General features: G+C 40.7%; 24 protein-coding genes. 14 read left to right on the forward strand and 10 right to left on the reverse strand.

Going from position 1 to position 24,095, the window contains the following annotated elements; translation table 11 throughout:
• Positions 1–67: 67 nt before the first annotated feature.
• Positions 68–1,462 (forward strand): calcium-binding protein, encoded by a 1,395-nt coding sequence (locus RMX89_RS07485; protein ID WP_322688467.1) that lies wholly within the window; start codon positions 68–70, stop codon positions 1,460–1,462.
• A 185-nt stretch (positions 1,463–1,647) separates the two neighbouring features.
• The gene (locus tag RMX89_RS07490; RefSeq protein ID WP_322688468.1) at positions 1,648–2,955 is read left to right on the forward strand and encodes a recombinase family protein; all 1,308 of its coding nucleotides are present in this window, start codon (positions 1,648–1,650) and stop codon (positions 2,953–2,955) included.
• Between the two features lie 13 nt (positions 2,956–2,968).
• On the opposite strand, the gene RMX89_RS07495 is transcribed toward RMX89_RS07490, so the two are convergent.
• On the reverse strand, positions 2,969–4,138 hold the full coding sequence (locus tag RMX89_RS07495; protein ID WP_322686500.1) for a hypothetical protein: 1,170 nt from the start codon (positions 4,136–4,138) through the stop codon (positions 2,969–2,971).
• 577 nt (positions 4,139–4,715) lie between these two features.
• Between RMX89_RS07495 and RMX89_RS07500 the strand changes: the two genes are divergently transcribed.
• Together RMX89_RS07500 and RMX89_RS07505 are read left to right on the forward strand one after the other, a co-directional pair.
• Positions 4,716–6,335, forward strand: a complete 1,620-nt coding sequence (locus RMX89_RS07500; RefSeq protein ID WP_322688469.1) for a glycosyltransferase family 39 protein — start codon at positions 4,716–4,718, stop codon at positions 6,333–6,335.
• A 366-nt stretch (positions 6,336–6,701) separates the two neighbouring features.
• Positions 6,702–7,706: a hypothetical protein gene (locus tag RMX89_RS07505; RefSeq protein ID WP_322688470.1), complete on the forward strand. Its 1,005-nt coding sequence runs from the start codon at positions 6,702–6,704 to the stop codon at positions 7,704–7,706.
• A gap of 132 nt (positions 7,707–7,838) precedes the next feature.
• Here the strand turns inward: RMX89_RS07505 and RMX89_RS07510 are convergent, their stop codons facing one another.
• Positions 7,839–7,979, reverse strand: coding sequence for a hypothetical protein (locus tag RMX89_RS07510; protein WP_322688471.1), 141 nt, complete (start codon positions 7,977–7,979; stop codon positions 7,839–7,841).
• A 110-nt stretch (positions 7,980–8,089) separates the two neighbouring features.
• Entirely contained in the window at positions 8,090–8,476 is a 387-nt protein-coding gene (locus RMX89_RS07515) for a hypothetical protein (RefSeq protein ID WP_322673143.1), read from the reverse strand.
• Between the two features lie 168 nt (positions 8,477–8,644).
• Here RMX89_RS07515 and RMX89_RS07520 point away from each other — a divergent pair, with 168 nt between their 5' ends.
• Together RMX89_RS07520 and RMX89_RS07525 are read left to right on the forward strand one after the other, a co-directional pair.
• Positions 8,645–8,773, forward strand: a complete 129-nt coding sequence (locus RMX89_RS07520; RefSeq protein ID WP_322688472.1) for a hypothetical protein — start codon at positions 8,645–8,647, stop codon at positions 8,771–8,773.
• 179 nt (positions 8,774–8,952) lie between these two features.
• Positions 8,953–10,857 carry a chloride channel protein gene (locus tag RMX89_RS07525; RefSeq protein WP_322688473.1) on the forward strand — a complete coding sequence of 635 codons (1,905 nt, stop codon included), beginning with the start codon at positions 8,953–8,955 and terminating at the stop codon, positions 10,855–10,857.
• Positions 10,858–11,033: 176 nt separating this feature from the next.
• Here the strand turns inward: RMX89_RS07525 and RMX89_RS07530 are convergent, their stop codons facing one another.
• Positions 11,034–11,447 (reverse strand): AbrB family transcriptional regulator, encoded by a 414-nt coding sequence (locus tag RMX89_RS07530; RefSeq protein WP_322673146.1) that lies wholly within the window; start codon positions 11,445–11,447, stop codon positions 11,034–11,036.
• A gap of 476 nt (positions 11,448–11,923) precedes the next feature.
• Between RMX89_RS07530 and RMX89_RS07535 the strand changes: the two genes are divergently transcribed.
• The 4 genes from RMX89_RS07535 (at position 11,924) to RMX89_RS07550 (ending at position 17,115) form a co-directional block, all read left to right on the forward strand.
• Positions 11,924–12,364 (forward strand): Rrf2 family transcriptional regulator, encoded by a 441-nt coding sequence (locus tag RMX89_RS07535; protein WP_289798377.1) that lies wholly within the window; start codon positions 11,924–11,926, stop codon positions 12,362–12,364.
• Positions 12,365–12,421: 57 nt separating this feature from the next.
• Positions 12,422–13,393, forward strand: coding sequence for an adenosylcobinamide-phosphate synthase CbiB (gene cbiB, locus RMX89_RS07540; protein ID WP_322688474.1), 972 nt, complete (start codon positions 12,422–12,424; stop codon positions 13,391–13,393).
• 88 nt (positions 13,394–13,481) lie between these two features.
• Positions 13,482–14,018, forward strand: a complete 537-nt coding sequence (gene pyrR, locus RMX89_RS07545) for a bifunctional pyr operon transcriptional regulator/uracil phosphoribosyltransferase PyrR (protein ID WP_094353001.1) — start codon at positions 13,482–13,484, stop codon at positions 14,016–14,018.
• A 514-nt stretch (positions 14,019–14,532) separates the two neighbouring features.
• A complete protein-coding gene (locus tag RMX89_RS07550) occupies positions 14,533–17,115 on the forward strand; it encodes a GAF domain-containing protein (RefSeq protein WP_322688475.1) in 2,583 nt (860 codons plus the stop codon).
• Between the two features lie 46 nt (positions 17,116–17,161).
• Here the strand turns inward: RMX89_RS07550 and purN are convergent, their stop codons facing one another.
• Positions 17,162–17,821, reverse strand: coding sequence for a phosphoribosylglycinamide formyltransferase (gene purN, locus RMX89_RS07555; protein ID WP_322688476.1), 660 nt, complete (start codon positions 17,819–17,821; stop codon positions 17,162–17,164).
• 25 nt (positions 17,822–17,846) lie between these two features.
• Between purN and RMX89_RS07560 the strand changes: the two genes are divergently transcribed.
• On the forward strand, positions 17,847–18,740 hold the full coding sequence (locus tag RMX89_RS07560) for a sugar ABC transporter permease (RefSeq protein ID WP_322688477.1): 894 nt from the start codon (positions 17,847–17,849) through the stop codon (positions 18,738–18,740).
• Between the two features lie 128 nt (positions 18,741–18,868).
• Here RMX89_RS07560 and RMX89_RS07565 read toward each other — a convergent pair whose 3' ends face one another.
• Positions 18,869–19,435, reverse strand: a complete 567-nt coding sequence (locus tag RMX89_RS07565) for a thermonuclease family protein (RefSeq protein ID WP_322688478.1) — start codon at positions 19,433–19,435, stop codon at positions 18,869–18,871.
• 191 nt (positions 19,436–19,626) lie between these two features.
• On the opposite strand from RMX89_RS07565, the gene RMX89_RS07570 reads away from it, so the two are divergent.
• Together RMX89_RS07570 and RMX89_RS07575 are read left to right on the forward strand one after the other, a co-directional pair.
• Positions 19,627–20,370 carry a ferritin-like domain-containing protein gene (locus RMX89_RS07570; RefSeq protein WP_322688479.1) on the forward strand — a complete coding sequence of 248 codons (744 nt, stop codon included), beginning with the start codon at positions 19,627–19,629 and terminating at the stop codon, positions 20,368–20,370.
• A 336-nt stretch (positions 20,371–20,706) separates the two neighbouring features.
• A complete protein-coding gene (locus RMX89_RS07575) occupies positions 20,707–21,048 on the forward strand; it encodes a winged helix-turn-helix transcriptional regulator (protein ID WP_094352993.1) in 342 nt (113 codons plus the stop codon).
• A 604-nt stretch (positions 21,049–21,652) separates the two neighbouring features.
• On the opposite strand, the gene RMX89_RS07580 is transcribed toward RMX89_RS07575, so the two are convergent.
• The 4 genes from RMX89_RS07580 to RMX89_RS07595 all read right to left on the reverse strand — a co-directional run bounded on the left by RMX89_RS07580 (position 21,653) and on the right by RMX89_RS07595 (position 23,756).
• On the reverse strand, positions 21,653–22,045 hold the full coding sequence (locus tag RMX89_RS07580; RefSeq protein ID WP_322688480.1) for a salt stress protein, Slr1339 family: 393 nt from the start codon (positions 22,043–22,045) through the stop codon (positions 21,653–21,655).
• Between the two features lie 27 nt (positions 22,046–22,072).
• On the reverse strand, positions 22,073–22,678 hold the full coding sequence (locus RMX89_RS07585) for a vWA domain-containing protein (protein WP_104909152.1): 606 nt from the start codon (positions 22,676–22,678) through the stop codon (positions 22,073–22,075).
• Between the two features lie 41 nt (positions 22,679–22,719).
• The gene (locus tag RMX89_RS07590; protein WP_322688481.1) at positions 22,720–23,325 is read right to left on the reverse strand and encodes a VWA domain-containing protein; all 606 of its coding nucleotides are present in this window, start codon (positions 23,323–23,325) and stop codon (positions 22,720–22,722) included.
• 89 nt (positions 23,326–23,414) lie between these two features.
• A complete protein-coding gene (locus tag RMX89_RS07595; RefSeq protein ID WP_322688486.1) occupies positions 23,415–23,756 on the reverse strand; it encodes a CHASE2 domain-containing protein in 342 nt (113 codons plus the stop codon).
• A gap of 122 nt (positions 23,757–23,878) precedes the next feature.
• Between RMX89_RS07595 and RMX89_RS07600 the strand changes: the two genes are divergently transcribed.
• Positions 23,879–24,037, forward strand: coding sequence for a hypothetical protein (locus tag RMX89_RS07600; protein WP_322688482.1), 159 nt, complete (start codon positions 23,879–23,881; stop codon positions 24,035–24,037).
• The last annotated feature ends 58 nt before the right edge of the window (positions 24,038–24,095 follow it).

Consider the following 24,095-nt stretch of genomic DNA (forward strand, 5'->3'; position numbering starts at 1 on the left):
TTTAAGCACAAATAGCAAATTAATAACTGAAATTACTAAAAAAATCGATTTAGGTAGGTAGAAAGTTATGGCAAATATCAATGGCACTAACGGTAACAATACACTCACTGGGACAACCTCTGATGACCTGATTAATGGTTTAGCAGGTAATGATACCCTAAATGCTGAAGGAGGCAACGACACTCTTTCTGGTGGTTTTGGTAACGATCAGCTTTATATTTACTACTCTACTGGGAATAACAGCCTTAGTGGAGATGCAGGGAATGACGTGCTTAATATTTCCGACTCTACTGGCAACAATACGCTTTCAGGCGGAGATGGCAATGACATATTCGGATTAACAGCTTTAAAGGCTAACTCCTCTTCCTTTTTCACAGTAGATGGGGGTACAGGTGACGATACCTTGTTCGGTGGTGATTACGCCGATGCTACTAAAAAAATCACCTCAAGTTTCGATGCCACTACTAACATTGGCTTGATTACGATTGGTATGAGTCAAATTAGCTACAAAAATATCGAACGATTAAATCTCACAGGTACAGTTTATGATGACTATCTAGTAGGTACCAATGGCGACGATTTTTTGTCTGGGGGAGGTAATGGCAATGATACGATTATTGGCAGTGCAGGCAACGATACCTTGGATGATAGAGGGAGTTTCATATCCTCAAGCTCAACAGGGAGTAATCTGCTCTATGGTGGCGCAGGTAACGATTACTTGAATGACTCTGGTGGCTATTACTCAGTCTTAGGTAATAAAACTCTTGATGGTGGCACAGGTGACGATACTTTGAATATTAACGGTTCAAGAGGCGATAACCTCCTCTCTGGGGGCGATGGCAATGATTTTCTCTCCGGCTCTAGCGGCGGTCGCGGCTTCGGAAAAGATTTTTCTAACGCCTATGAAATTTATAACACTGCTGGCAATAACACTCTCAACGGTGGTGTTGGTAACGATACTTTGAATATTGACTATTCAACAGGCGATAATCTGCTTTCTGGGGACGATGGCAATGATTTTCTCTCCTCCATAACCGCTTTAGGGAATAATACCCTTGATGGAGGCAATGGCAATGATACCATTAAAGGTGGCAATGGCAATGATATCTTGACAGGTGGGTCTGGTAATGATGTCACCTATGGAAATAGAGGTACTGATACCTTTGCTTTTAATAGTTACGACAATTTTAGCGTTAACACTATTTATGACTTTAACGCAATTAATGAATTGATTCAGGTATCATCTAGTTTTGGCGGTGGGTTATCATCGGGTTCACTTGAGAAAAGTCAGTTTATCATCGGAACATCTGCAACAACGATCGCTCAACGATTTATCTACAATAGTGCTACAGGTGGACTGTTCTTTGACAAAGATGGTAGTGCGTCTGGGTTTACTCAGGTAAAATTTGCCCAACTATCATCTGGATTGTCACCAACCGAAAACAATTTTGTGGTTGTTTAATCTTTATTGGTGCTTTGCGATCGCTAAACAGCAAGGTTGGCGAGTTGCTATGATTGCTCAATGCAAGTCATTTTGGTAATCCATAGCGATTCTTGTACAGATAATTCAGATATTACGATGCCTGCGGCGAGCTACGCTAACGCAGAATCCAGAATATATAATTTCTTTGTGGCTGCGCTAAACCTTTGAAAATAATTGCCTACTCTTACACCGATCCGCTATTAGAATCTTCTCCCGATCGAGCCGATTGGGGATGGGAGGTGGATCGGGTTTATGAAGATTTGGGCAAGCCAGACTCTTCTTTGCGATCGCAATTACAACAATTATTTACCGATTGCCAAACTGAACCAGCAAATTATCTCCTGATTCGTCGGTTGGAAGAATTGGGAGATACTGTAGAGGAAATTAGCGATCGTCTCAATCAACTCGAAGTCATGGGAATCGCAGTAATCGCCACTGAACAACCCTACACTTCCGAAAGTTACCCTCTGGGCGCTGACTTGCTGAATTTGCTACACGCAATCCAACGTCAGCAACGTAGCCGCCGCATCCGCCAAGGACACGCCCGTAATCGTCTTGAGGTTGCACCGCCACCCGGCAAAGTTCCCTACGGCTATCGCAGAGGTAAGGGAAAATATACCATTGACCGCAGTACTTCACCAGTTGTCAAAGATTTTTTTGAACACTTTTTACTTTATGGTTCCCTGCGGGGTTCAGTGCGTTACTTGGCGAAAAAATACGGCAAGAAAATCTCTGTAACCACAGGAAGACGCTGGCTGACTAATCCAGTTTATCGCGGCAATACAGCTTACCAAAATGGTGAAATTATCTCCAATACCCATATTCCGATAATTTCTAAGGAAGAAGCAGCCCAAGTTGACCGACTTTTGCGCCGTAACAGCCGTTTACCATCCCGAACTGCTAGCGCACCGCGTTCTCTGGCTGGGTTGGTTGTCTGCGCTGAGTGTCAGTCGCATCTGACAGTTACCCGTGTTACCCAACGCAACCAAGATAAAGAGTATCTTTATTTACGTTCTACTAGCTGCCCCCAAAGCCCCAAGTGTAAGGCTATTCCCTATCAACAAGTGTTGGAACATACCATTGAAACCGTTTGCCGTGATTTACCTCTGGCGGTAGCAGGAATGAATTTTCCCCAGTTGGATGCATTCAAGAATAGTTTAGGACAAGCGATCGCTCGTCAGCAAGAAATACTTGCTCAGTTACCCGCTTTAATTGAAACTGGAATTTTAGATGCCGAAACAGCAAAGTTAAGGGCTTACAAACTCCGCACAGAAATTTCTGCACTCGAAGCAAAGTTGGCAATTCTCCCTCCAGTTAACTTGCGTTCTGTTGCTCAAGCTGTTTCTATACCACAATTTTGGTTAGATTTATCGGAAACAGAACGAAGATTTTACTTTCGAGAATTTATTAGACAAATTGAGATTATTTGTCAGAATAAAGAATTAAAACTCCAAGTTATTTTTATTTTTTGATTTAAATGAAACACTATTTTTGAGACGGTTGATCCTTAGTATACGCAACAGGTTTTGGCCCTGCATTCCGCACATTGATAACTTTATTCAGGATATCAAACCAAAAAGGCGCACCCATAGCAATAGCAAAACCACTCACTATCCAACCACAAATTAATTTAAAAACCTGTGAAATTCTGATGTAAATTCTATTCGATTTCGTCGTATCTAATAACTCAAACTGTTGATTAATATTTTGCCATCCAATCGGTATAGAAGAATTTCCTAATAGTTTCTCAATATTCCTTCTGTCTACTTCATTATTGATATAATCGATTCTTTGACTTGCACTTTGAGTAATAGTAGAGCGGATAATCGAATCCTCAGATAGTCTTTTAACCAAGTGAAATGTATCAGTATTAGTTAAAAAGGCGACTAATATTCCAATTAAAATAGCAACTCCTTTGGCATTTCGCTTATAAACACCGCTTGCTCGATCCATCGAGCGATCGAACCATGTTTCTACTTCATTTTTAAATTGATTTACTTCCTCTGTGAGATCGCCAATCTTTATCCTGCTACGTTGAGCAATTACACTAAGGCTCTTAATTAAATTATTAGGAACTTCATCAGGTAATTCATTATTAACAAAATCTATAAATTTCTGGTCAATCTCTCCATAAATTTCTTGAATTTTTGTGTAACTTGCACTATTTGGATTATTAATACCTTTTTTAAGTTCTTTATAAGAAGTTAATATCATCTGTAAGTTGGTTTTTGTTTCTTCATTAGGATGTTTAACGTAATTAATTAGCTGAGGAATTTTTAAGGCATCTAATAAAGTAATTGCAAATGTTTCAGAAGGTAGATAGGAAGGGCCGCTTTGTTTTTCTAGCACTATTTTATCAGGCTTTTTAGTAATTTCCTGGAAATGCTTTTCTAATTTACCCTTAGCTTGTTGATTCAAAGTATTAATCAAAGGATCGTTATAAAGTTTCTGTACTAGATGGATTGCATTAATAATATCTGATTTTTCACTTTCACTACCACCTGATAAAAGTAATTCAATTGAAGTTCTTAAATGTTTAACTCTCCATTGTAATAATGTGGCAATTAGTTCTTGGATTTCCGAGGCTAGCAAGCTCAAAATTAAGTAAATAAAAACTAAGCCAAGAGTAATATCTACAACTACAGGTAAATTCATTGACACTCTCCAATAACTTTTAGCTATTAACTGTTATCAAAATCTCTTAAAAAATTGTATATCATAGATTTCAAGATTCAATACTTGCTTAATCAAAATTAAAAAACTAAAATTAGTTTGTTTAGAGAGTTTTATAAAAAATGTTCTTATTAATTGATTATTGAAGAAATAATTATATTTTTCCTAGTACTAATATTCAAAAATTTTATATACAATTTTTTTAAGTATTCAGTAGACCATTTTATTTTTATAGCAATCAGTTACAAACTTTATGAAATTAACCAGATAAAATTTAAACTAAGCGTCACCTTCAAAATAACATGCAAGCTTATTTACAGACTATCAAACAAGTAATAAATTATTTATTACTTGTATTATTTTTATCATTTATTAGTTTAAAATGTTACTTAAATAACCAATATATTTTTTTGAAAAATAGCGCTAATTATAAAAAACTGAGTTAATCTTGGAAACTAGCAATTGTTAAGAACATACGTTGTTACTGGGTGGCAACATGGGAGATTCGCTAGATGTCTCTATGTAATCAAACCAGCAAGTAAAATGATTACCAGAGAATATGCAAGAAGGAAGCTTTATTTGGAGTCATCTGGAAAGACAGCATCGCACGGTTGGCAAATGGATTGATTGGGTATGGCTAATAGTATTGCTGTTGGCAGCAGTATTACTGTTTAGCATCAATCTGGGAGGGTTGCCGCTGCGAGATTGGGATGAAGGTACTGTGGCACAGGTTGCTCGTGAAATTTGGCACGCCCCAGCAGGTTCAATGCGTTGGCTTTATCCAACGTTAGGAGGCGAACCATATCACAACAAGCCACCTTTAATGCATTTGCTGATAGCTTGGGCTTATTCTCTAGGAGGCGAAAATGAGTTGACAACGCGCCTACCTGGAGCAATTTTAACAGCAACATCTGTACCTTTACTGTATTGCATTGCTCGAGAGATATTTCGCCAACGTTGGGCTGCTATTTATAGCGCCTTGATTTACCTAACAATGCTACCCGTAGTACGTCATGGACGGCTGGCAATGTTAGATGGGGCGATGGTAAGTTTTTTGATGGTGATGATGTTGTGCGTGTTGCGATCGCGCCGAGATTTACGTTATTGTCTTGGTGTTGGCATTAGCTTTGGGTTTATTTGTTTAACTCAAGGACTGCTAGGTGTATTACTCGGTGCGATCGCAATTGTATTTCTATTTTGGGATACGCCACGACTGCTCACTTGTTATTATCTCTGGATCGCAATCTTAATTGGCATTCTACCTGTAGCTGGTTGGTATGGTGCGCAACTAATTCACTATGGTTATACTTTCGCCCAAATTGGTATTGCTAACCCATCACTAGACCGAATTGGCTCAATTGTAGAAGGTAATTCTGAACCACCTTGGTATTATGTGATTGAACTTCTCAAATACACATGGCCGTGGTTATTATTTCTACCACAAACTGTCCGCTTAACCTGGGAAAATCGCAACCTTAGCTGGGCAAAATTAGTAATGGCGTGGAGTGGGGTTTATCTACTGGTAATTTCCTTCATGATTACCAAAGTTCCCTGGTATTTATTCCCAATTTACCCTAGTTTAGCTTTAGCTTTTGGTATCCAATTATCAGATACGGAAAATTCGCCTTTACTCTCATCTTATCCCCGTGCTTGGGTTGCTGGTTTGGCAATACTTGCTGTAGCTGCTTCTGCTGGTAGTATTTATTTCAGTTCGGGTACAACCCCAAAAACAGACTTACAACTGATTTTTGCCGCCGTAGCTTTAACTATGTCCTTAGCAGCTATTTTGGCAGAACGAGGTGACGGACAATTTCTGAAGATTTTGTTTTGGGGAAGTTATATTTCGCTGCTGCTGTTAATGAAATCTAACTACTGGGTTTGGGAATTATCACAAGCCTATCCAGTTAAACCAGTCGCCGCCATGATTGTGCGGGCAAATCCAGCGACGAGGAAGATTTACACGTCTTTTCCTTACCATCGTCCTTCGTTGGATTATTATAGCGATCGCACCATCATTCCCGCTTCTGTTGGTGAACTAGAATATTATTGGCACTACAACGGCCAACCCTACTTCCTGCTTAATGTATCTGATTTCAACAATCTTGAACTAGAGTCAATGAAGCTAATTGACCAAGCTGAAGGTTGGAAATTAGTCACAAAAGATATCAATAGATTGTAAGTATGGGGCATGGAGAAGAGACAAGGTAGACGAAGAAGAGGCGGGAGACAAGGGAGAAACTTGTTCAATAATTCCCCCTTGTCCCCTTGTCCCCTTGTCCCCTTGTCCCCTTGTCCCCTTGTCTCCCCTGCTCCCTGCTCCCCTGCTTGTCCCCTGCTCAGGAAAAAATCAGATCGTTGCCCAAAAGGTAATGATAATTTTATAGCGATCGCGTTCTTCCAAAAAGTGTAAAAAACCTGCGATTTACTTTGAAGAAATGATAAACTGCGTAATTTTGCGGTTTTGGTGGCGAGATTGATTTCTCTATGCTTGAAATATTTATTACGAAATATTTCATTCATTAAATTTAGCAATTAGGTGTTTCTAGTGCCGCAAAATCTTTCATCGTTACCAGAACCAGTCAGAAGGATTGAGACAGAAGCAAGTCAACCATTTTCAGAAGCGTGGGCAAAGAAGTATTTGCGAAATTTAGCTGAACAGGACAATCGCATCGAAGTTCTCAAGGTCAGTGAAATTGCAAATGAAGTTGCAAAAACGTTAACGCAGGCACTGCGAACCACAAGTCTGCAAGCGTGGGGAAAAACAGAAGCGCTTTTGTCTCAAGAGGTGATTCGGCATCAAATTGACCCTGAATTAATCGATCCGTGGGAAGTTGCAAAGGATACCCACCAGATTTATCAAACTGCCCTCTCAGCCTATGCTGAACAGATTTCCCCAGCAAAGTTTTCTACATGGATTGCTAGGGATTTGGGAAAAATTCGACAGAAGTACACAGCAGACGATCCTAGAGTAATTGGGTTCATTAGTATGCAGTTTCACTACAGCGGACAAATACTACTGAACTTGACACCACCAGTGCAGCAAGCATCGCTGAGGGATTACTTCAAAGTGATTGACGATCATCTTTATATGCCGCTCCAGCGTGCTTACCAGGCAGCAGCAGAATATGCTTACGACGCGCCACCATTACAAGCTGTCCAGCAGCTTTTACCCTTGTGCAGCGAGATTGCGACCAAGATTGCAGAACGGGTGATGCAGATGTATCCCAACTATCAATGCCACACAGGTTGTTTAAGTGATACTAACATTAACATTTCCAGTGTCCGTGATATAGAGATGTTCCAGGTATATCTATGGGTCTGTATTTTGGAGAACAACATTAGTGCCATACAACAAGAGCTATTTCCCCTGTGTGTGATGTTATATCCTCGATTAAAGGTGCGCTGGGAATTGGTGCGGCAATTAATTTACTTGCTCGGTACTGAAATCCGCTCTCGTTTGGAACCAGAACAGGCTGCTTATTTTTTCGCTTACTATGAGTCGTTGCAAGCAATGTTTTCACCCCAAGTTTTGCCGGACAGTAAATCTTAAATGCTGTAGTGTCCCGATTTTCTAAGAAATTTTGATAACTTATAGATACGATTGATACGATTAATGAAATCGATCGAATATTCAAATTCCTGTACTATGATTTCATAAAGAACAGTTAAAAACTCAAATTCTCTAATTCCTGCCATAAAACTTTACAAATATTTTAATAATTATAAAAATTGATTCCCGATCGCAATTTTGGCTATAAATTTTCTTTTCTATAGCCAAAATTTCATTAGATGTCTGGTGGGCGATCGCTCTTGAAGCGGACATAATAAAAAACCGCGTCCTATTTGGGGCAAGAAGACACGGTTCAATCGAAATATTTAGTTATAATATTACAAAAATCAAAGTAGAATTTGATTTATACCAAAGTAATCGATTTACTGGGATTTGTTTCCTGGTTCATTAACTTTCTCTGTTGTGGGAAGAATTTGGCGATCGTAACTTGTCTTTTCTTGGGTCAGAGCGATCGCACCAAAGAAAATCGCACTACCTACAGCCAAGGCTACCATCGGACGCTTGAGTAGGATAAAATCTCTGAGAATCCTCGCTAAAGGTCGGCTTTGGCGACGTAGCGATGAAGACATCATCAATTGTCTCCAAGTAAACGGATCGCGGACATAATGACCACTTTGGCAAACTACTAGCCTTTCCTGGCAATAGGGACAGCAAAACAAACCCATGCGTGTTTTAACTGGTTTTGGCGTGGCATTTCTTTGGCAAATTGGGCAAGTAACATAATGATTATCAAAAGTGTGTATATTCATTTACCTCATCCGCCTAGTCCATTTACTCGCTCTATAACAATAGCTATATTGAATTGGGGTCAATGTCCGATCTGACATCAGGCATCAATCATACATACATTCTATTACTACCAAGGATGCCTCAATAGTCGCAACACGAGTATAGCTAGATTTAAACAAGGATGACTCATGGTTCATATTTACGGATGTGTCCACCCAGTCGAAAAAACTTTGTTGTCTCTAGAAAAAATAGTGTTGGCGCTCGCTCGCACCCCATTAGCCACAGCTACGCCCAATTTAGGCATTGCTGACCCCTAAGTAATAATTGTCTCTCATTTAACCATTCTCCCCACACAAATTTTGCACAATGACATTTTTAGCTAAAGCTTTGTAAGTTAAGCAAATAAAGTCTACTTGTCCGGTTGCTAAATAATGGCTCACAATGATAAGTAACAGATAAAAATTTAAATTTTTTCTTACATTTACCCCGCCTCTCAATGACTCTCTTGCCTCCCACTCAACTGAGGAAGGTAACGGAACAACCTGCCTTTCCTACACCTTCCGCTCGTTTAGCTCACCTAATTAATCGTTTTCAACCATCCCCAGAAACAGTTGTGCTGTTTTTAGCCATGCTCATTGGCGGTGGTACTGGTATGGGTGTAGTCACCTTTCACTATTTAATCCAGTTGGTTCACCAGCTGATGCTGGAAAATTTAATGGGTCAAATTGGCGGCTGGGGTGCATGGACTTTAGCCTGCGTTCCCACCCTTGGCGGATTAATTGTTGGCTTGATGCGCTGGCGCACTCAAGACTTTGGCCCTGGACTTTCATCTCTCATCGCCGCCTCTCAGGGAACAGAGATTAAGCGACCACTAAGACCAGTTAGCAAAATGCTGGCTGCATCTGTTACTTTAGGGAGCGGTGCTTCTTTGGGGCCAGAAGGGCCGAGTGTCGAAATTGGCGCAAATTTTGGGATGTTGTTCTCTGTGATCCTAAATGTATCTCAGGAACGACAACGTTTGCTGTTGGGTGCTGGCGCGGCGGCGGGACTGGCGGCGGGATTTAATGCTCCTATAGCTGGAGTATTTTTTGCTCTAGAGGTGGTGATGGGAGCGACATCTTTCGCTACTTCTGCTGTCAGTGTGGTACTACTAGCTGCGGTGGTAGCAGCATTAATTGCCCAAATTGGTTTGGGGGCCCAACCTGCTTTTGATTTACCTGTTTACCAAGTTCGCAGTCCTTTGGAATTACCTCTTTACCTTGGCTTAGGTTTAGGGGCCAGCCTAGTTTCTCTAGCTTATACTCAATCAATTCGGGGAGCAAAAGCTTGCTTTGCTGGCAAAGTTCCAGGTTTTGATTTTTTGGGACGAATTCCTCAGCCGATTCATCCAATTATTGGCGGTGCAATTATTGGCGCTGTTGCTTTGCAGTTCCCGCAAATTCTGGGTGTCGGTTATGAAACTGTAGAAGCAATGCTTCAAGATGTGGAGTTTCCACTCTACTTATTGGTGGTGTTGTTGGTAGTGAAATTATTGATGACTGCAATTAGTGCAGGTAGTGGTTTCATTGGTGGTTTGTTCGCACCAGCAATGTTTTTAGGTGCTTCTTTCGGATCGGCTTACGCCAAAATTTTGGCTGTAGCATTCCCGACAATTTGCGATCAAATGGCGGCTCCCCCAGCATACGCAATGGTGGGAATGGCAGCAGTATTAGCTGCTAGTGTGAGAGCGCCGTTAACGGCTATTTTAATGCTGTTTGAATTAACCCGTGACTATCGGATTGTTTTACCGTTGATGGCAGCTGTGGGTTTAAGTGTTTGGCTAGTAGAAAGGATTAAACCAACTTTTAACTCTAACTCTAATCTACAACAAATTGGTCTTTCGGAATTGAAAGATGAACAATCGGAAATTGTGCAGCAAATTTTGGTAGAAGATGCCATGTATCCCTGTCCCAAAAAGTTACCTGCAACTTTGGGAGTATTAGATGCTGCTGTGGAAATGACCCGCGATCGCGTTCGTAGTGCTTTAGTATTCGATCAAGCAGAGCAATTAGTTGGTATACTTTCTTTGGAAGATATTAACCGTGCCCTTGCTATTTGGCAAACATACCCAAATTCTTTAACCGAAATTCCCGATAATTTATCCAGTCAAACCCTCATAGACATTTGTACTACTGAAATTCTCTATGCATGGCAAGATGAACTTTTATCTGAGGCTTTAGACCGGATGAGTCTTCGAGGTTTACATCAATTACCAGTGGTAGCACGAGACAAACCCGATCGCATTTTGGGTTTATTAGAAAAAGAGCAAATTGCCTTAACCTGTAATTTAGCAGTCACGCGCAAGGCACTTCGCCACTATTTACCAGTCTTACCTACTACAGATATAGTCATTAGTCATTAGTCATTGGTCATTGGTCATTAGTCATTAATCATTGGTCATTAGTCATTAGTCATTGGTCATTATTTTTCACAAAGGACAAATGACACTTGACTAATGACTGTTTATAGTCATTGTTTTTCACACAGGACAAATGACAAGGGACAAATGACAACAAAGAATTGACTAATGACCATTTATTAAGCCGTGGCTTCTATGGCTTCATCATCTTCACGATCTTCTGGATCTACTTGTCTCAGACGAATGTGCTTTTTGCCTAAAGTGATCGCAAACTCATCTCCTGGTTTAAGATTCATCTGTTTTGTATAAGCTGAACCTATCAGTAAGTTACCATTCGATTGCACACTAATTCTATAGCTAGCACTACGTCCACCACGCCCATTAGCACTGGGTGTACTGTCTAACTGAATGCCTTCAGCATCAATTAGGGCATTTAAGAACTTCATCATATTGACGCGCTCTATACCATTTTTGGTAACGGTATAGTAGCCGCACTTCTTAGCTTTGTCTTCTTTGCTCTCGTTCTCTAGCTCTTTGACTTTTTTGAGCAGTTCTTCGCCGAGTAAGGGTTCAATTTTTTTCTGTTTAGGCATCAACTTAGGTCGAAAATGAATGTTTGAAGTGTTTGAATCGATTTTATTTTAGCTGAGGTTGAGCTAACAGGAACATAATCCTTTAGTTTTTATCTCAACCTAGCCAAGTATATTACACTCAGATGCACAATTGTTATGCCATTACCAATATTGGCAAGACAATCTATTTTAGAAAATCCTGGCAATGCTGATAACTATATATCTATATATATAGTTTGTGAATTCCTGCTAGACTATATAAGTTTTAAGTTTTCTAAACTAACCTCAAGAGGTTTTCTATTTCTTAAGGATGAGAAGTGAGTCACAGAATGATAAGCAAAACTGATCCTTAGTGATTGGTCAATGGTAATTAGTCATTGGTTATTTAGAAACGACAAACTAAAGAAGTCTCAGAGTCGGAAGCCGACCATCAGAATTTCTTTTCAGGGAGATGCAGTGCCAACAAAGACAAAAGACAAACAACAAAACTTGCCAAAATGAAATTAACTACCAGAGGACACTATAGTGTAAAGGCGTTGCTAGATTTGAGTTTACAGCCAAGATATGGGCCTGCATCTGTAAGAGCGATCGCAAAACGCCAAGATATCCCAGCTCCTTACCTCGAAAAACTACTAATAGAAATGCGTCGTGCATCAATAGTTAAATCAATTCGTGGTAGCATCGGCGGATATCAATTGGCAAGAGAGCCTGCACAAATATCTATAGGAGAAATTTTAGAAGCTGTTGGCGAGACTAGCCATTTACCTCATCACACCCCAGCACCAACACAAGCTGAAGATTGGGTAACGTTTAGCCTCTGGCAGAGACTCAACCAAAAACTCAAAGAAGCTTTATACAGTATTACTCTGGCAGACCTTTATTACGATGCTCGCAGTCGGCAAGCTTCTCTTGGAGAAGAAGCTAGTTTTGTGGTTTAGTCAAGAGTCAATAGTCAAAATATTGACCCTTGACTTTTAACCCAAGACTTGTGACTTATGACTAATAATATCTATATCTTAATAATTGCGGCATTTTTAGATTATTTAATTGGCGATCCTTGGGATTGGCCTCATCCAGTACAAGTTATGGGGTGGGTAATTTCTCGCCTGACCAAGTTTTTTCTCCACTTATGTCAAAATTCTCTAACACAACGCCTAGCTGGAATTGCACTAGCTATTATTTTAATAATTGGTAGCGGTCTTGTTGGCTTTTTGATGATTCAAATTGCCAGATGGGTTCATCCACTCTTAGGAATTGCAATAAATACAATTCTTTTGGCTAGTTGTTTTGCTGGCAAAAGTTTGCGAGTAGCAGCGGAGGCTGTTTTACAACCTTTAACAGTCGGAGATTTAGAGAAGGCTCGGAAGATTTTAAGTAATTACGTTGGTCGAGATACTCAAAACCTCTCACAAGCAGAAATTTACCGAGCCGTTTTAGAAACTGTTGCAGAAAATGCCACCGATGGGGTGATGGCTCCGCTTTTTTATGCAATTATTGGTGTCTTTATACCAATTGTGGGGCCAACTCCCTTAGCTTTAGCATATAAAGCCAGCAGTACCCTTGATTCAATGGTGGGCTATCGGGAAGCGCCCTATACTTATTTAGGATGGTTCTGTGCGCGCTTAGAAGATTATTTGACTTGGCTACCTTGTCGGTTAACAGTCGTGACTCTGGCATTGCTATCGGGTAAACCGATGCATATTTGGCAAATTTGCCGTCGGGATGCAATTAACGATCCTAGTCCCAATTCTGGCTGGAGTGAATGCGCCTATGCGGCATTTTTAGGTGTACAGATGGGGGGTACAAATTGGTATCGGGGGGTAGCTAAGTACAAACCACTGCTAGGAGATGCTCTTTATGCCATTACTGCAACTTCTATTCAGAATGCTTTACAGCTGACTCGATATTGTTATTTGCTATGGTTAGGGGTAGCGATCGCAATATTCTTAATGCTCCCAAATAGGTAATGATAAATATAAGTTAGGAGTTAGGAGTTAGGAGTTAAGAATAAAAATTCCTAGCTCTTAACTTATCACTCCTAACTGATGACTCGCTATGTCTGCCAAAGTAGTTGAAATTCTCTCATCCGAAGAAATCCGTCGTACTTTAACTCGCCTTGCCTCTCAAATTGTCGAAAGGACGCGTGATTTGTCTCAACTGGTGCTTCTTGGTATTTATACCAGGGGTGCGTTATTAGCCGAATTATTGGCGCGTCAAATTGAGACGCTCGAAGGTGTAGCAGTGTCAGTCGGTGCTTTGGATATTACATTTTATCGAGATGACCTCGACAAAATTGGATTGCGGACTCCAACGAAAAGCGAAATTCCTTTCGATCTTACGGGGAAAACGGTTGTACTCGTGGATGATGTGATTTTCAAAGGACGGACGATTCGCGCGGCTTTGAACGCAGTCAACGATTACGGTAGGCCAGAGGTGATTCGTTTAGCTGTGTTAGTAGACAGAGGCCATCGAGAATTGCCAATTCACCCAGATTTTATTGGCAAAAAGTTGCCTACAGCTAAAGAAGAAATTGTCAAAGTTTACTTACAAAATTGTGATGGACGAGATGCAGTAGAGTTGATTGCAGATTAGGCTATGGAGGGCAGGGGGCAGGGGGCAGAGGAGCAGGGGAGCAGGGGAGCAGGGGAGCAGGGGAGCAGAGGGGCAGAGGGGCAGGGGGCAGGAAGTACAACTTTTTGTGTCTGATGCATGAATCCTGCATTTTGTCCCTCATGTACTTGAAAAATAATCTCAGTAATCAAACGGACATGAGCTTACGGGTAAGGGTAAGGGTAACTGTGAAAAGAAGTCTGTAGAACCTCGTTAAAAAATAAAGATTGTTTGGCTGTGTTGTCAGCAAACTACAACTCCTAATGAGAAAATAAGATATTCCAACCAAGCGATCGCCATAAAATTGTTGACAAACCTGTTAATCAGACCCAATTTTTTTGAATTTAAAGCAAACAAAAGCATTATCGAACATGACCTAGAACATTAGTGCCTTAAAATACTCCTGAAAGCCAGTCCTTGTTTTATAAGTTTTATGTAGAATTTGGTGGTGAGGTTATTTACTTGATTCTCACTTGCAGCAATCCAGGTTTCATTTATGAGTCAGTCTTTTTCTCAAAACCAAGCAAGACGAAATCACCAACAGAGACTCTGGCAACAAAAATGGAGTTTAAAGACTAAAGCAATAGTTTGGGCACTAAGTATCAGCGTCCTTCCTGTAGTTGCAATTGGAACAGCTACTTACAACTATGGCATTAATTTAATTAACACACAAACTCCGCAAGTAAGACTTGAGAGTAGAGAAAGTTCAATAGAAACTGAACTTGCTCTACAAAGACAATTGTCACTCTTGTTAACTGGTATGGGAGTGACAGCAATTTTAGCAGGTGCGATCGCTGTTTTTGTGGCGAATCGAGTTATGAGTCGAATCAGCAACGTTGCTGCAATCTCTAATAAGATTAAAAAGAGGCTACGTCCAGACAGTGAGTTTACTCAAGTCTTTATCGCTAGCCAAGATGAATTAGTGATGTTAGAGAAAAACATCACCTCATTCACAGACCTGCTTTCGGTTTTGGTAGAGGAGAAAGAAGCCGAAGCCGATTATTCCCAAATATTAATCAAAATTACCCGTTGGGTTCGAGAATCATTCAATGAAGAAGATGTTCTAAAAACTACCTCAGAAGAAATTCGTAAAGCTTTAAGCATCGATCGCGTCACCATCTTTTGCTTCGACTCGAACTATAATGGAACCTTTATCGCCGAATCAGTAGCACCTGGTTTACCGAAAATATTAGGGGTTACAGTCTCCGATCCGGGATTTGAGGCAGGGTATATAAAAAAATACCACAATGGTAGCATCCATGCTATTGATAATATCCATCAAGCCGATCTCAGTGATGCTGATATTGAGTTGCTGGAGCAATTTGCTGTCAAATCTAATTTAGTCGCACCTATTCTCAAAGGCAAACAGCTATTCGGTTTATTGATTGCACATCAATGTTCTAGAATTCGCTTTTGGCAACAATCTGAGATTGATTTGTTCTCTCAGATAGCCATGCAAGTAGGATTTGCCCTTGACTACGCCAAGCTTCTACAACAAGTAGATACCAAAGCAGATAAAGCTCAGGTATTTATCGAAATTACCCGTAACATTCGCCAATCGCTCAACGAAGAGGATGTCCTCAAAACGACGGTCGAAGAGGTTCGCAAAGCTCTGAGTACTGACCGAGTACTGGTTTATAGCTTTGATGCTAATTGGTCTGGAATTATAATTGCCGAATCAGTGGTTCCAGGTTATCCCAAAGTTTTGCGGTCTGAAATCCAAGACATCTGTTTCAGTCAGGGTTATGTAGAAAAGTATCAATCTGGTCGCGTTGTAGCCACAAACAACATTTACCAAGCCGATTTGGCTGATTGCCATATTAACTTACTCGAATCCTTTGCTGTCAAAGCAAATTTGGTCGCTCCTATTCTCAAAGATGAACAGCTATTTGGCTTATTAATTGCACATCAATGCTCCAGACCCCGTGATTGGCAACAATCTGAGATTGATTTATTTGCTCAGATAGCGATGCAAGTCGGGTTTGCTCTCGACCATGCAAGACTCCTGCAACGAATCGAGGCTGAGGGTGTGCAAAGTCAGTTGTTAGCAGATACTATCGGCAGTATTCGCCAATCACTCAACGAAGAGGATGTCCTCAAAACCACTGTGGAAGAGGTTCGCAAAACTCTGAGTACTGACCGAGTCATGGTTTATAGCTTTGATACTAATTGGTCTGGAACAGTGATTGCTGAATCAGTTGTTCTCACCTACCCAAAAGTTTTACGAGCTGAAATCCAAGACCCATGTTTCGGTCAAGGCTATGTAGAAGAGTATCGCTCTGGTCGCGTTCTGGCAATCAACAACATTTATGAAGCCGGTTTGGCTGACTGCCATATTAACTTACTCGAATCCTTTGCTGTCAAAGCAAATCTGGTCGCCCCCATTCTCAAAGATAAAGAGCTATTTGGCTTGTTAATTGCACATCAATGCTCCAAACCCCGCGATTGGCAACAAACTGAGATTGATTTATTTGGTCAGATAGCAATCCAGGTAGGGTTTGCTCTCGACCATGCAAGACTTTTGCAAAGAATCGAAGCAGAAAGGATGCGAAGTCAGTTACTAGTGGATATTATCCGCAGCATTCGCCAATCCCTCAAGGAAGAGGATATCATCAAAACTACTGTGGAAGAGGTTCGCAAAGCACTTAGTACTGACCGAGTGTTGGTTTATAGCTTTTACGCTAATTGGTTCGGAATTATAATTGCTGAATCAGTGGTTCCAGGTTATCCCAAAGTTTTGCGGTCTAAAATTCACGACCCTTGTTTTACTGAAGGTTATGTAGAAAAGTACCAATCTGGTCGCGTTGTCGCAATCAACAACATTTATGAGTCTAGTTTGGCTGATTGTCACATTAAACTGCTCGAATCTTTTGGTGTGAAAGCAAATTTAGTAGCACCAATTATTAAAGACGAGCAGCTATTTGGCTTGTTAATTGCACATCAGTGTTCTGAACCCCGCGATTGGCAACAATCTGAGATTGATTTATTTGCCCAGATAGCGATGCAAGTAGGATTTACTCTCGATCATGCTAGGCTCCTACAAGCGTATCAAACTGCTGAAGCTAACTGTGAGGAATAGTAGGGGCGCGCAGCTAGCTGTGCGCCCTTAATTGATATATGTATTTTTACGTTACGCTTAGTGTAACTTTTGACGAAGCTGCGAGGGCGATCGCTAATGGTAAAATTCGATGTTCCTGAATTTGAATCCTGGCGTGGAGTGTTTCTGCTGTATCATCCGGCAGTACTGGTACTGCGGCTTGCATTAATATTGGGCCGCTATCCATTTCTAAGCAAGCTATATGCACTGTACAACCAGTAATTTTTACCCCAGATGCCAAGGCTTGTTCTACAGCATGAATTCCTTTGAAACTAGGTAACAAACTAGGATGGATATTGATAATCTTCTCAGGAAAGGCATCAATGAAAACTGACGTTAATAGTCGCATCCACCCTGCCAAAATCACCCATTCTACATCGTAGTCCCGCAATGTCTGCACAATTTTTTCGTCAAACTCTTCTCGGTTTTGATAGTTGCGATGATTTAATAAAACAGTTTCTACACCTCTATTAGCTGCTCTGACGGCTGCTTTCGCCGAGGGGTTATTGTAAATTAAAACTTGAATTTGGGCATTTAGCCGCCCATCTTCGATAGCTTGGGCAACTACGTCAAAATTGCTGCCATTCCCAGAAGCCATAATTCCCAGCTTTAATGGGGCGAATTGTTGGCAATCATTGCTAATGTTGGGAGAAATTAAGCTCAGGGTAGAATCAAGGCAAAGAGTCATAACAGCTAGGAGGGTTAATTTATAGATGCCAAAAATATATACAAAAATATATACTAAGTCGTGGTTGGATAATGATACAGTAGCCGCGTGGATTTTTCTCGCACCAGCATTAATTTTGCTGGGTGTTTTTATCATTTGGCCGATTGCCTATTTGTTCTACCTCAGTTTCACTGCTGGTAGTTTCACTTTAAAAGGTATTTATTGGATAGGCTTAAAAAACTATTGGCGCTTGCTGCTCGACCCTGACTTCTTGCAAGTGGTGGGTAACACTTTTTATTTTACGATCGCCACCATCATTCCCAGTTTAGTTATCTCCTTGGGGTTAGCAGTACTATTAAACCGTTCCATTCCCTTGCGGGGCATCCTGCGGAGTGCCTATTTTCTACCTTCAATTATCTCACTTGTGGCAGCAGGTTTGGGGTTTCGCTGGCTGTTTCAGACATCAGGCCCAGTTAACGGACTTTTAGATTTTTTTGGCATTTCAGAAATATCCTGGCTAGGAGACACATTTTGGGCAATGCCAGTAATTATTTTAATGAGTATTTGGAAACAACTGGGTTTCAATATGGTAGTTTTTTTAGCAGGGTTGCAAGCAATTCCTCCCAGTCGTTATGAAGCAGCAGACTTAGATGGAGCAAATGCTTGGCAACAATTTTGGTATATTACTCTGCCCGGATTGCGCCCGACTGTGATATTTGCAGTCATTACTACCGCAATTTTTACATTGCGGAGTTTTGAGCAAGTTTTTGTGATGACTGGCGGTGGGCCACTAAATTCAACTAATCTGCTGGTTTACTACATTTACCAAGAGGCTTTTGGTCAATTTGATTTTGGTTATGCAGCAGCAGGAGCGACTGTATTATTAGCAGTGACGCTGGTACTAGTTTATTTGCAACTGCAAACTTGGGGAGAGGAGTAGAGGAGGCAGGGGGCAGGGGGCAGAAGGCAGGAGGAGGAGCAGGGAGGATTTTGGAAGTTGCTAAGATAATACCGCAAATGTGCAATGCCAAAAAATTTAGTGTATTGAATTAGAAACAGCTAGAGTTTTTACTTTTTATATAAGCTGCGATATTCCCAAGGATTTATAAATTGAGTATCGCTCCAAATGCCGAGCCGTTGCTCCTTAGCCTTAGCTTCGGCTTGTTGAACTAAATCTTTACTAGGACACTTGTTTAAATAAGGGCGATACACTTTTGCTAGACCTTCTTGCAACAATACCTGTTGTACAAAAGTGCCATTTTTTAAACGGACTTCGGCAATTTTGCGTCCATAGCGATCGCTATCGGTGATATTCAAAGTCACGCGATCGCCTCCTTGTTGCACCAGTTGTTGCACCCGTTCTTGAGCTTTTACACCCCAAGTAAATTGATTGCGATCGCTAGTACGTTTACTCTGCTTTTCTTTGTTTGTATGAGCTATTTCTGGCGCGTCTACACAAGCAAAGCGGACTGTCAGATTTTTGCCATCGGCATCTTTTACTACTAAAGTATCGCCATCACTGACTCGCTCAACTGGTTCTCCAGAATTCCCGATCAAGCGATCGCAGCCGAACAAACCCAAAATTATGATAGTTGCACAAAGCCAAAATCGCACTGGTTTAGTTAATTTCTCCATCCAAAATTACCAAATTATCTCTGTGGGATGATACTAACAAAATGCAAAGATATATTTGTTAACCGTTAACATACTGCCACAGGTAATTCAAAATTCAAAATTCAAAATGATAAGAACCTTTGGCGGCAACGAATAGAAAATGCGGATTAGTATAAGAATTGTAACCTTCCAATTGTCGGCGGGAATTTCTGATGAACTTCTTGACTAACCTTCTGCATCTAGCTGGTTCAAGTGTTTTTGCCTATTACTCTGCTGCTCAAATTCGTGATTCTAAAACCCGTCCCAACATCCTTGCTGGGTTTCAGTTGGCGGAATCTGGCTCTGTACCATTTTTATCTGCACTTAGCGATCGCGCCGCAGCCGAAGGCGATACATGGCTAGCCGAAAAACTAGCCAAACATGCATCAGATGAAACTAGGCATGGTAAAATTTTTGCCCACGCCTTACAACAGTTGAATAAACAAGTTATAGATTTCAAGGCTCAACCCCAAACTACATCTACAAAAAAATCACAACAGCGTAGTCCCTTTTTCGCAGCATTCTTTGAAGGCTACACCCAAGAACAGCTAAAACCTGCTGTTATTGACTGGGATGTGTTTATGGCTAGCACATATATTCTGGAGTTAGATGCTAGTAAAGACTTTGCGCGAATGGCGAAAGTATTACCTGACAACGAGCCAACCGCTCGTAACTTGAAGTTAGGAATGCTAAGTATTGCTCAAGATGAAACGGGACATGCTGCTTATCTCTACGAAGCGATGATGCGCCGGATGTCTGCAACTGAAGTGCAAAACCTCGTAGATATGTGGCGAACTCGCAAGGTGAATGCTTTGTTGGCAATGGTTGGCGGTATCCTTGAGCGTAACGGCGAAACGCGATCGCTAGTCCAAGATAGTGCGCCGTCGGAAATCGATTCTGAGTTGGTAGCTACGTAATTATAGATATTTTTAGTATCTAATCATGAACTACCCTTGGCTCAAAAAGCCTGGAGAGATTACCTTGTCTGGAAGACTCTACTTGATTGGATAGCTAGTTATCTAATTACAAAACAAGCGATGCCTACGGCGGTAAACTACGCACTTTGATGATTACTGTTACAGTAATCATCAAACATCTGCCTCTAGTTGACTGTGGAAGATAGCAAGTATCTACTGTATTGTCATATTCCCGCAGCTGCTACACTAGTTATGAAAGACCTAAAACAAGTAATAATCAGATAACTAGCGGTATATCCAGCAAACCTTCCTTCAGGTGATTCCTACAACAAAACTATGAAAGCTGAAGCAGAAAACCATTTCAGGCTGACTTGTGAAGTAGAAACTACCCTAAAAGTGATTGGCGGACGCTGGAAAGTTTTAATTATTAGAGAATTAATGACTGGTGTCAAACGCTTTGGTGAGTTGCAACGAGCTTTACCTGGAGTTACGCAAAAGATGCTAACCCAGCAACTCAGAGAAATGGAGGAAGATGGAATTATTCATCGAGAAGTTTATCCCCAAATTCCACCCAAAGTAGAATATTCACTGACACCTTTAGGAGAAACTTTGCAACCAATTCTCTATGCTATGCATGAATGGGCTGTGCAACATTTAGCTCAAACAAATCACCATTAATATTGATTATAGTGAATAAACAATAGACTTCTTGGCATTTATAGGGGAAAGGGTAAGGGGTAAAGGGGAAAGGGATGGAATTTCCTCTTATCCTTTAACATGAGTCCCTTTCCCCAACCGGAAAGCAAAAGTCACTTTTGCAAGAGGTCTAATAATTGCTAACTTAACTTTGATATATATGGTAGTTTATGGCTTTCGTAACTCACCATTTGAGGTTTTCGGTGCTTACGCTAATGCGGTAATACACCCAACACATCTTCTAATACCAATTCATATCATGTCCGGATAAATAGTTATGATTCTCACAGTCATTGCACCCCACCCCCAACCCCTCCCCGCTCTTCGGGAGGGGAGACAAAGCATAGCTTTGGCGGGGTGGGGTTCTTCGGGTTTAATAAGTAATCAAGCGGACATGATATCAATTAATGATTGCAACATATCCTTGGGTAAAAGACGCGATGAATCGCGTCTCTACAAATGGTCTATTTGTCGCATTCATTTTTCAAATTGGTATAATTATTTGCGTTTACTTCAATTAAATTTGCTAATTTTCAATTTTAGTGAGCAGATTTATCTATGGGGTTTTAAATTTTAAATTTTAAGTTTATTCATTGCTTTTTAAATATTCAATCGCTGCTTCTAATTTTGAAGGGTAACTTTCAGCAAACCTTTCAAACCAAAGTCCTTCAGACGAAAGTGGATCTACTTTGGCTAACCATTCTTTTGCTTGCACTTTCAAAGCCTCTAGTTGTTTGGCTTTGAGTTGTTCTTGTTGAATTCTTTCCTGTTCTAGTTCTTGGTGTCTTTTTAATTCAATAGCAGCATCCTCTTGGGCAAAATCAGCCTGAACTTCTGCCAAAAGCTTATCCATAAAAGATGCCGACTTGGGCAATGGTGGAATAAACGATTTGGCGGTGGCTGATTTTGATTGCGGTTGTGGTTGTACTTCTTTGTATTCAGTTTCGAGTTGAGCTAACAGCTTATCAAGGGAATCCATTTTTGCAATTCCTAAAAAATAGTATAGCTAGTCATTAATAGCATTGAGTAACACTTCCGATAGACTCAAATCTTCCATGTCTTCCATAGTAATGGTGTCACAAATATCAAACTTAGCACCAGCACTTTGGAGTTCATCATCTAAGACTTTGAGAAAGCGGGTAGCTTGTTGATCTGTGCCAACTTGAATAAAAGAAATAGCTAATTCTTCATCTCGATCGATGCGACGAGAAGCTTCAATAATCACCCTCATAACTGCTTTGCGATCGTCCGGCTCACCATCAGTAACTACTAAAATTGTTTCACCATTTGGCTTTGTTTGACCTGCTGCTTTGCGTTGCAGGTAATCATCAGTTGCATGTTTTAACACACCTGCTAAGTCAGTTGTACCAGAGGGATCGTTCTCTCGAAAAATTTGTGACACCTTGCTGGATGTGACATTTTCATATCGCTTGAATTTGCCAGAAAATACATAGATAGTAATGCCATCTGGGTCAAATTGCTCACATTTACTAGCTAAAGCTAAAGTTGATTCTTGGGCTGCAACCCATCTAGTTCTACCACCCTTTTGATCTTGGGTTGCCATACTACCGCTTTTGTCAATGATCAAGGTATAATCACGATTTTCTAGCATTATTCAATTCTCCAATTAAAAATTAATAGTTACTGGATACATTAGTCAGTTATGGCGTTCGTCAATACATCTACAAGACTCATTTCTTCTAAGTCGTCTAAAGTGACGGTATCGCAAATATCAAATTTAGCGCCAACACTTTGTAACTGGTCATCCAAGGCTTTGAGGAATTTAGTTGCTTGGGCATCTGAACCTACTTGAATAATCGAAATTGCTAATTCTTCATCACGTTCCATTTGGCGAGTAGCATGAATGATGACTTCAAACACAGCTTTGCGATCGTCTGGTTCGCCATCGGTGATAACTAAAATTGTCTCTCCGTTTGGCTTGGTTTTACCAGCTGCTTTGCGTTGAAAGTAGTTATTGAGGGCATCCTGGAGTACACCAGCTAAATTTGTTGTGCCAGCAGGGTCATTTTCAAGAAATATCTGGGCGACTTTGGCTGAGGTGACATCATCGTAGCGTTTAAATCTACCAGAAAACACGTAAACGGTGATGCCATCGGGGTCGAACTGTTCGGCCTTTCTGGCCAAAGCAAGAGTAGACTCTTGAGCAATTTCCCATCTACTTCTACCACCCACTTGGTCGGGTGTAGACATACTACCGCTTTTATCAATGATTAAGGTATAGTCGCGATCGCTCATCATAATCTTCCTTTGATTGTTACCCTGTGGTTCTAGTCTAATCTACGAATTTGACGATACCGCAAGCATTTTAAGGTTTTGTATCAATTGTGCTATTCACAAAAGCCACGCCATTGCTTATGCCAGTTGCGTAAGTCCTGAAGTTGATTGTGACCTAGTTCAACAGGAAGATTTTTGAAAAGGTCGAGTCCGATCGCACGAGGTTTGTAAGTTTCCAACTTGTTTAGTAAATCTGCAATTTCACCATCGGGTATAGGATATCCTCCGGCTTTAGCAATATAATCTTCATCAATGCCAATAATTACTACATGTTCATCAACAGGTTCGGGTGGACGCAGACGTAAAACTGTTACCCCAACACAAACACCCGTTGTGTATGGGATTTTAAACTTCTTCGAGTAGGATAAAAATTGTCCTTGAAGAAGTTCATAAATTTGGCATAAAACATATTGACAACTTGGGGAAAATTTGGGAGTATCAACCTACGGTAATTCGGTAGATTTTTAGTACTTTGTAAAATTTAAATATATCTAAAACCGTTACAGAGGAATGGTTTTTGTCGAGTGCAGTCGGTGGCTTGAATATGTTACCAGATGTAATCGCCTCAAGGCTGGAAACATTCTTCAAGTTTGCAGTGCTAAAGTCGCCTCACCCAGAAATAGCAATCGCCTCACCACTCACCAACATAGATTTTTCACAGGATATTCGGAGATAGAAACTAATAGACTTATCCGAAAATGGTAAATGTATACGGCAAAGGAATTTCAGCGATT

The organism is Nostoc sp. DedSLP04 (assembly GCF_034530775.1).
GTDB lineage: Bacteria > Cyanobacteriota > Cyanobacteriia > Cyanobacteriales > Nostocaceae > Nostoc.

What these genes read in the sequence shown, in the direction of transcription:
- RMX89_RS07485 (WP_322688467.1), top strand. Translation starts at nt 68, where the DNA reads ATGGCAAATATCAATGGCACTAACGGTAACAATACACTCACTGGGACA.
- RMX89_RS07495 (WP_322686500.1), bottom strand. Translation starts at nt 4,138, where the DNA reads ATGAATTTACCTGTAGTTGTAGATATTACTCTTGGCTTAGTTTTTATT.
- RMX89_RS07500 (WP_322688469.1), top strand. Translation starts at nt 4,716, where the DNA reads ATGCAAGAAGGAAGCTTTATTTGGAGTCATCTGGAAAGACAGCATCGC.
- RMX89_RS07510 (WP_322688471.1), bottom strand. Translation starts at nt 7,979, where the DNA reads ATGTCCGCTTCAAGAGCGATCGCCCACCAGACATCTAATGAAATTTTG.
- RMX89_RS07515 (WP_322673143.1), bottom strand. Translation starts at nt 8,476, where the DNA reads ATGAATATACACACTTTTGATAATCATTATGTTACTTGCCCAATTTGC.
- RMX89_RS07520 (WP_322688472.1), top strand. Translation starts at nt 8,645, where the DNA reads ATGGTTCATATTTACGGATGTGTCCACCCAGTCGAAAAAACTTTGTTG.
- RMX89_RS07525 (WP_322688473.1), top strand. Translation starts at nt 8,953, where the DNA reads ATGACTCTCTTGCCTCCCACTCAACTGAGGAAGGTAACGGAACAACCT.
- RMX89_RS07530 (WP_322673146.1), bottom strand. Translation starts at nt 11,447, where the DNA reads ATGCCTAAACAGAAAAAAATTGAACCCTTACTCGGCGAAGAACTGCTC.
- RMX89_RS07535 (WP_289798377.1), top strand. Translation starts at nt 11,924, where the DNA reads ATGAAATTAACTACCAGAGGACACTATAGTGTAAAGGCGTTGCTAGAT.
- cbiB (WP_322688474.1), top strand. Translation starts at nt 12,422, where the DNA reads ATGACTAATAATATCTATATCTTAATAATTGCGGCATTTTTAGATTAT.
- pyrR (WP_094353001.1), top strand. Translation starts at nt 13,482, where the DNA reads ATGTCTGCCAAAGTAGTTGAAATTCTCTCATCCGAAGAAATCCGTCGT.
- RMX89_RS07550 (WP_322688475.1), top strand. Translation starts at nt 14,533, where the DNA reads ATGAGTCAGTCTTTTTCTCAAAACCAAGCAAGACGAAATCACCAACAG.
- purN (WP_322688476.1), bottom strand. Translation starts at nt 17,821, where the DNA reads ATGACTCTTTGCCTTGATTCTACCCTGAGCTTAATTTCTCCCAACATT.
- RMX89_RS07560 (WP_322688477.1), top strand. Translation starts at nt 17,847, where the DNA reads ATGCCAAAAATATATACAAAAATATATACTAAGTCGTGGTTGGATAAT.
- RMX89_RS07565 (WP_322688478.1), bottom strand. Translation starts at nt 19,435, where the DNA reads ATGGAGAAATTAACTAAACCAGTGCGATTTTGGCTTTGTGCAACTATC.
- RMX89_RS07570 (WP_322688479.1), top strand. Translation starts at nt 19,627, where the DNA reads ATGAACTTCTTGACTAACCTTCTGCATCTAGCTGGTTCAAGTGTTTTT.
- RMX89_RS07575 (WP_094352993.1), top strand. Translation starts at nt 20,707, where the DNA reads ATGAAAGCTGAAGCAGAAAACCATTTCAGGCTGACTTGTGAAGTAGAA.
- RMX89_RS07580 (WP_322688480.1), bottom strand. Translation starts at nt 22,045, where the DNA reads ATGGATTCCCTTGATAAGCTGTTAGCTCAACTCGAAACTGAATACAAA.
- RMX89_RS07585 (WP_104909152.1), bottom strand. Translation starts at nt 22,678, where the DNA reads ATGCTAGAAAATCGTGATTATACCTTGATCATTGACAAAAGCGGTAGT.
- RMX89_RS07590 (WP_322688481.1), bottom strand. Translation starts at nt 23,325, where the DNA reads ATGATGAGCGATCGCGACTATACCTTAATCATTGATAAAAGCGGTAGT.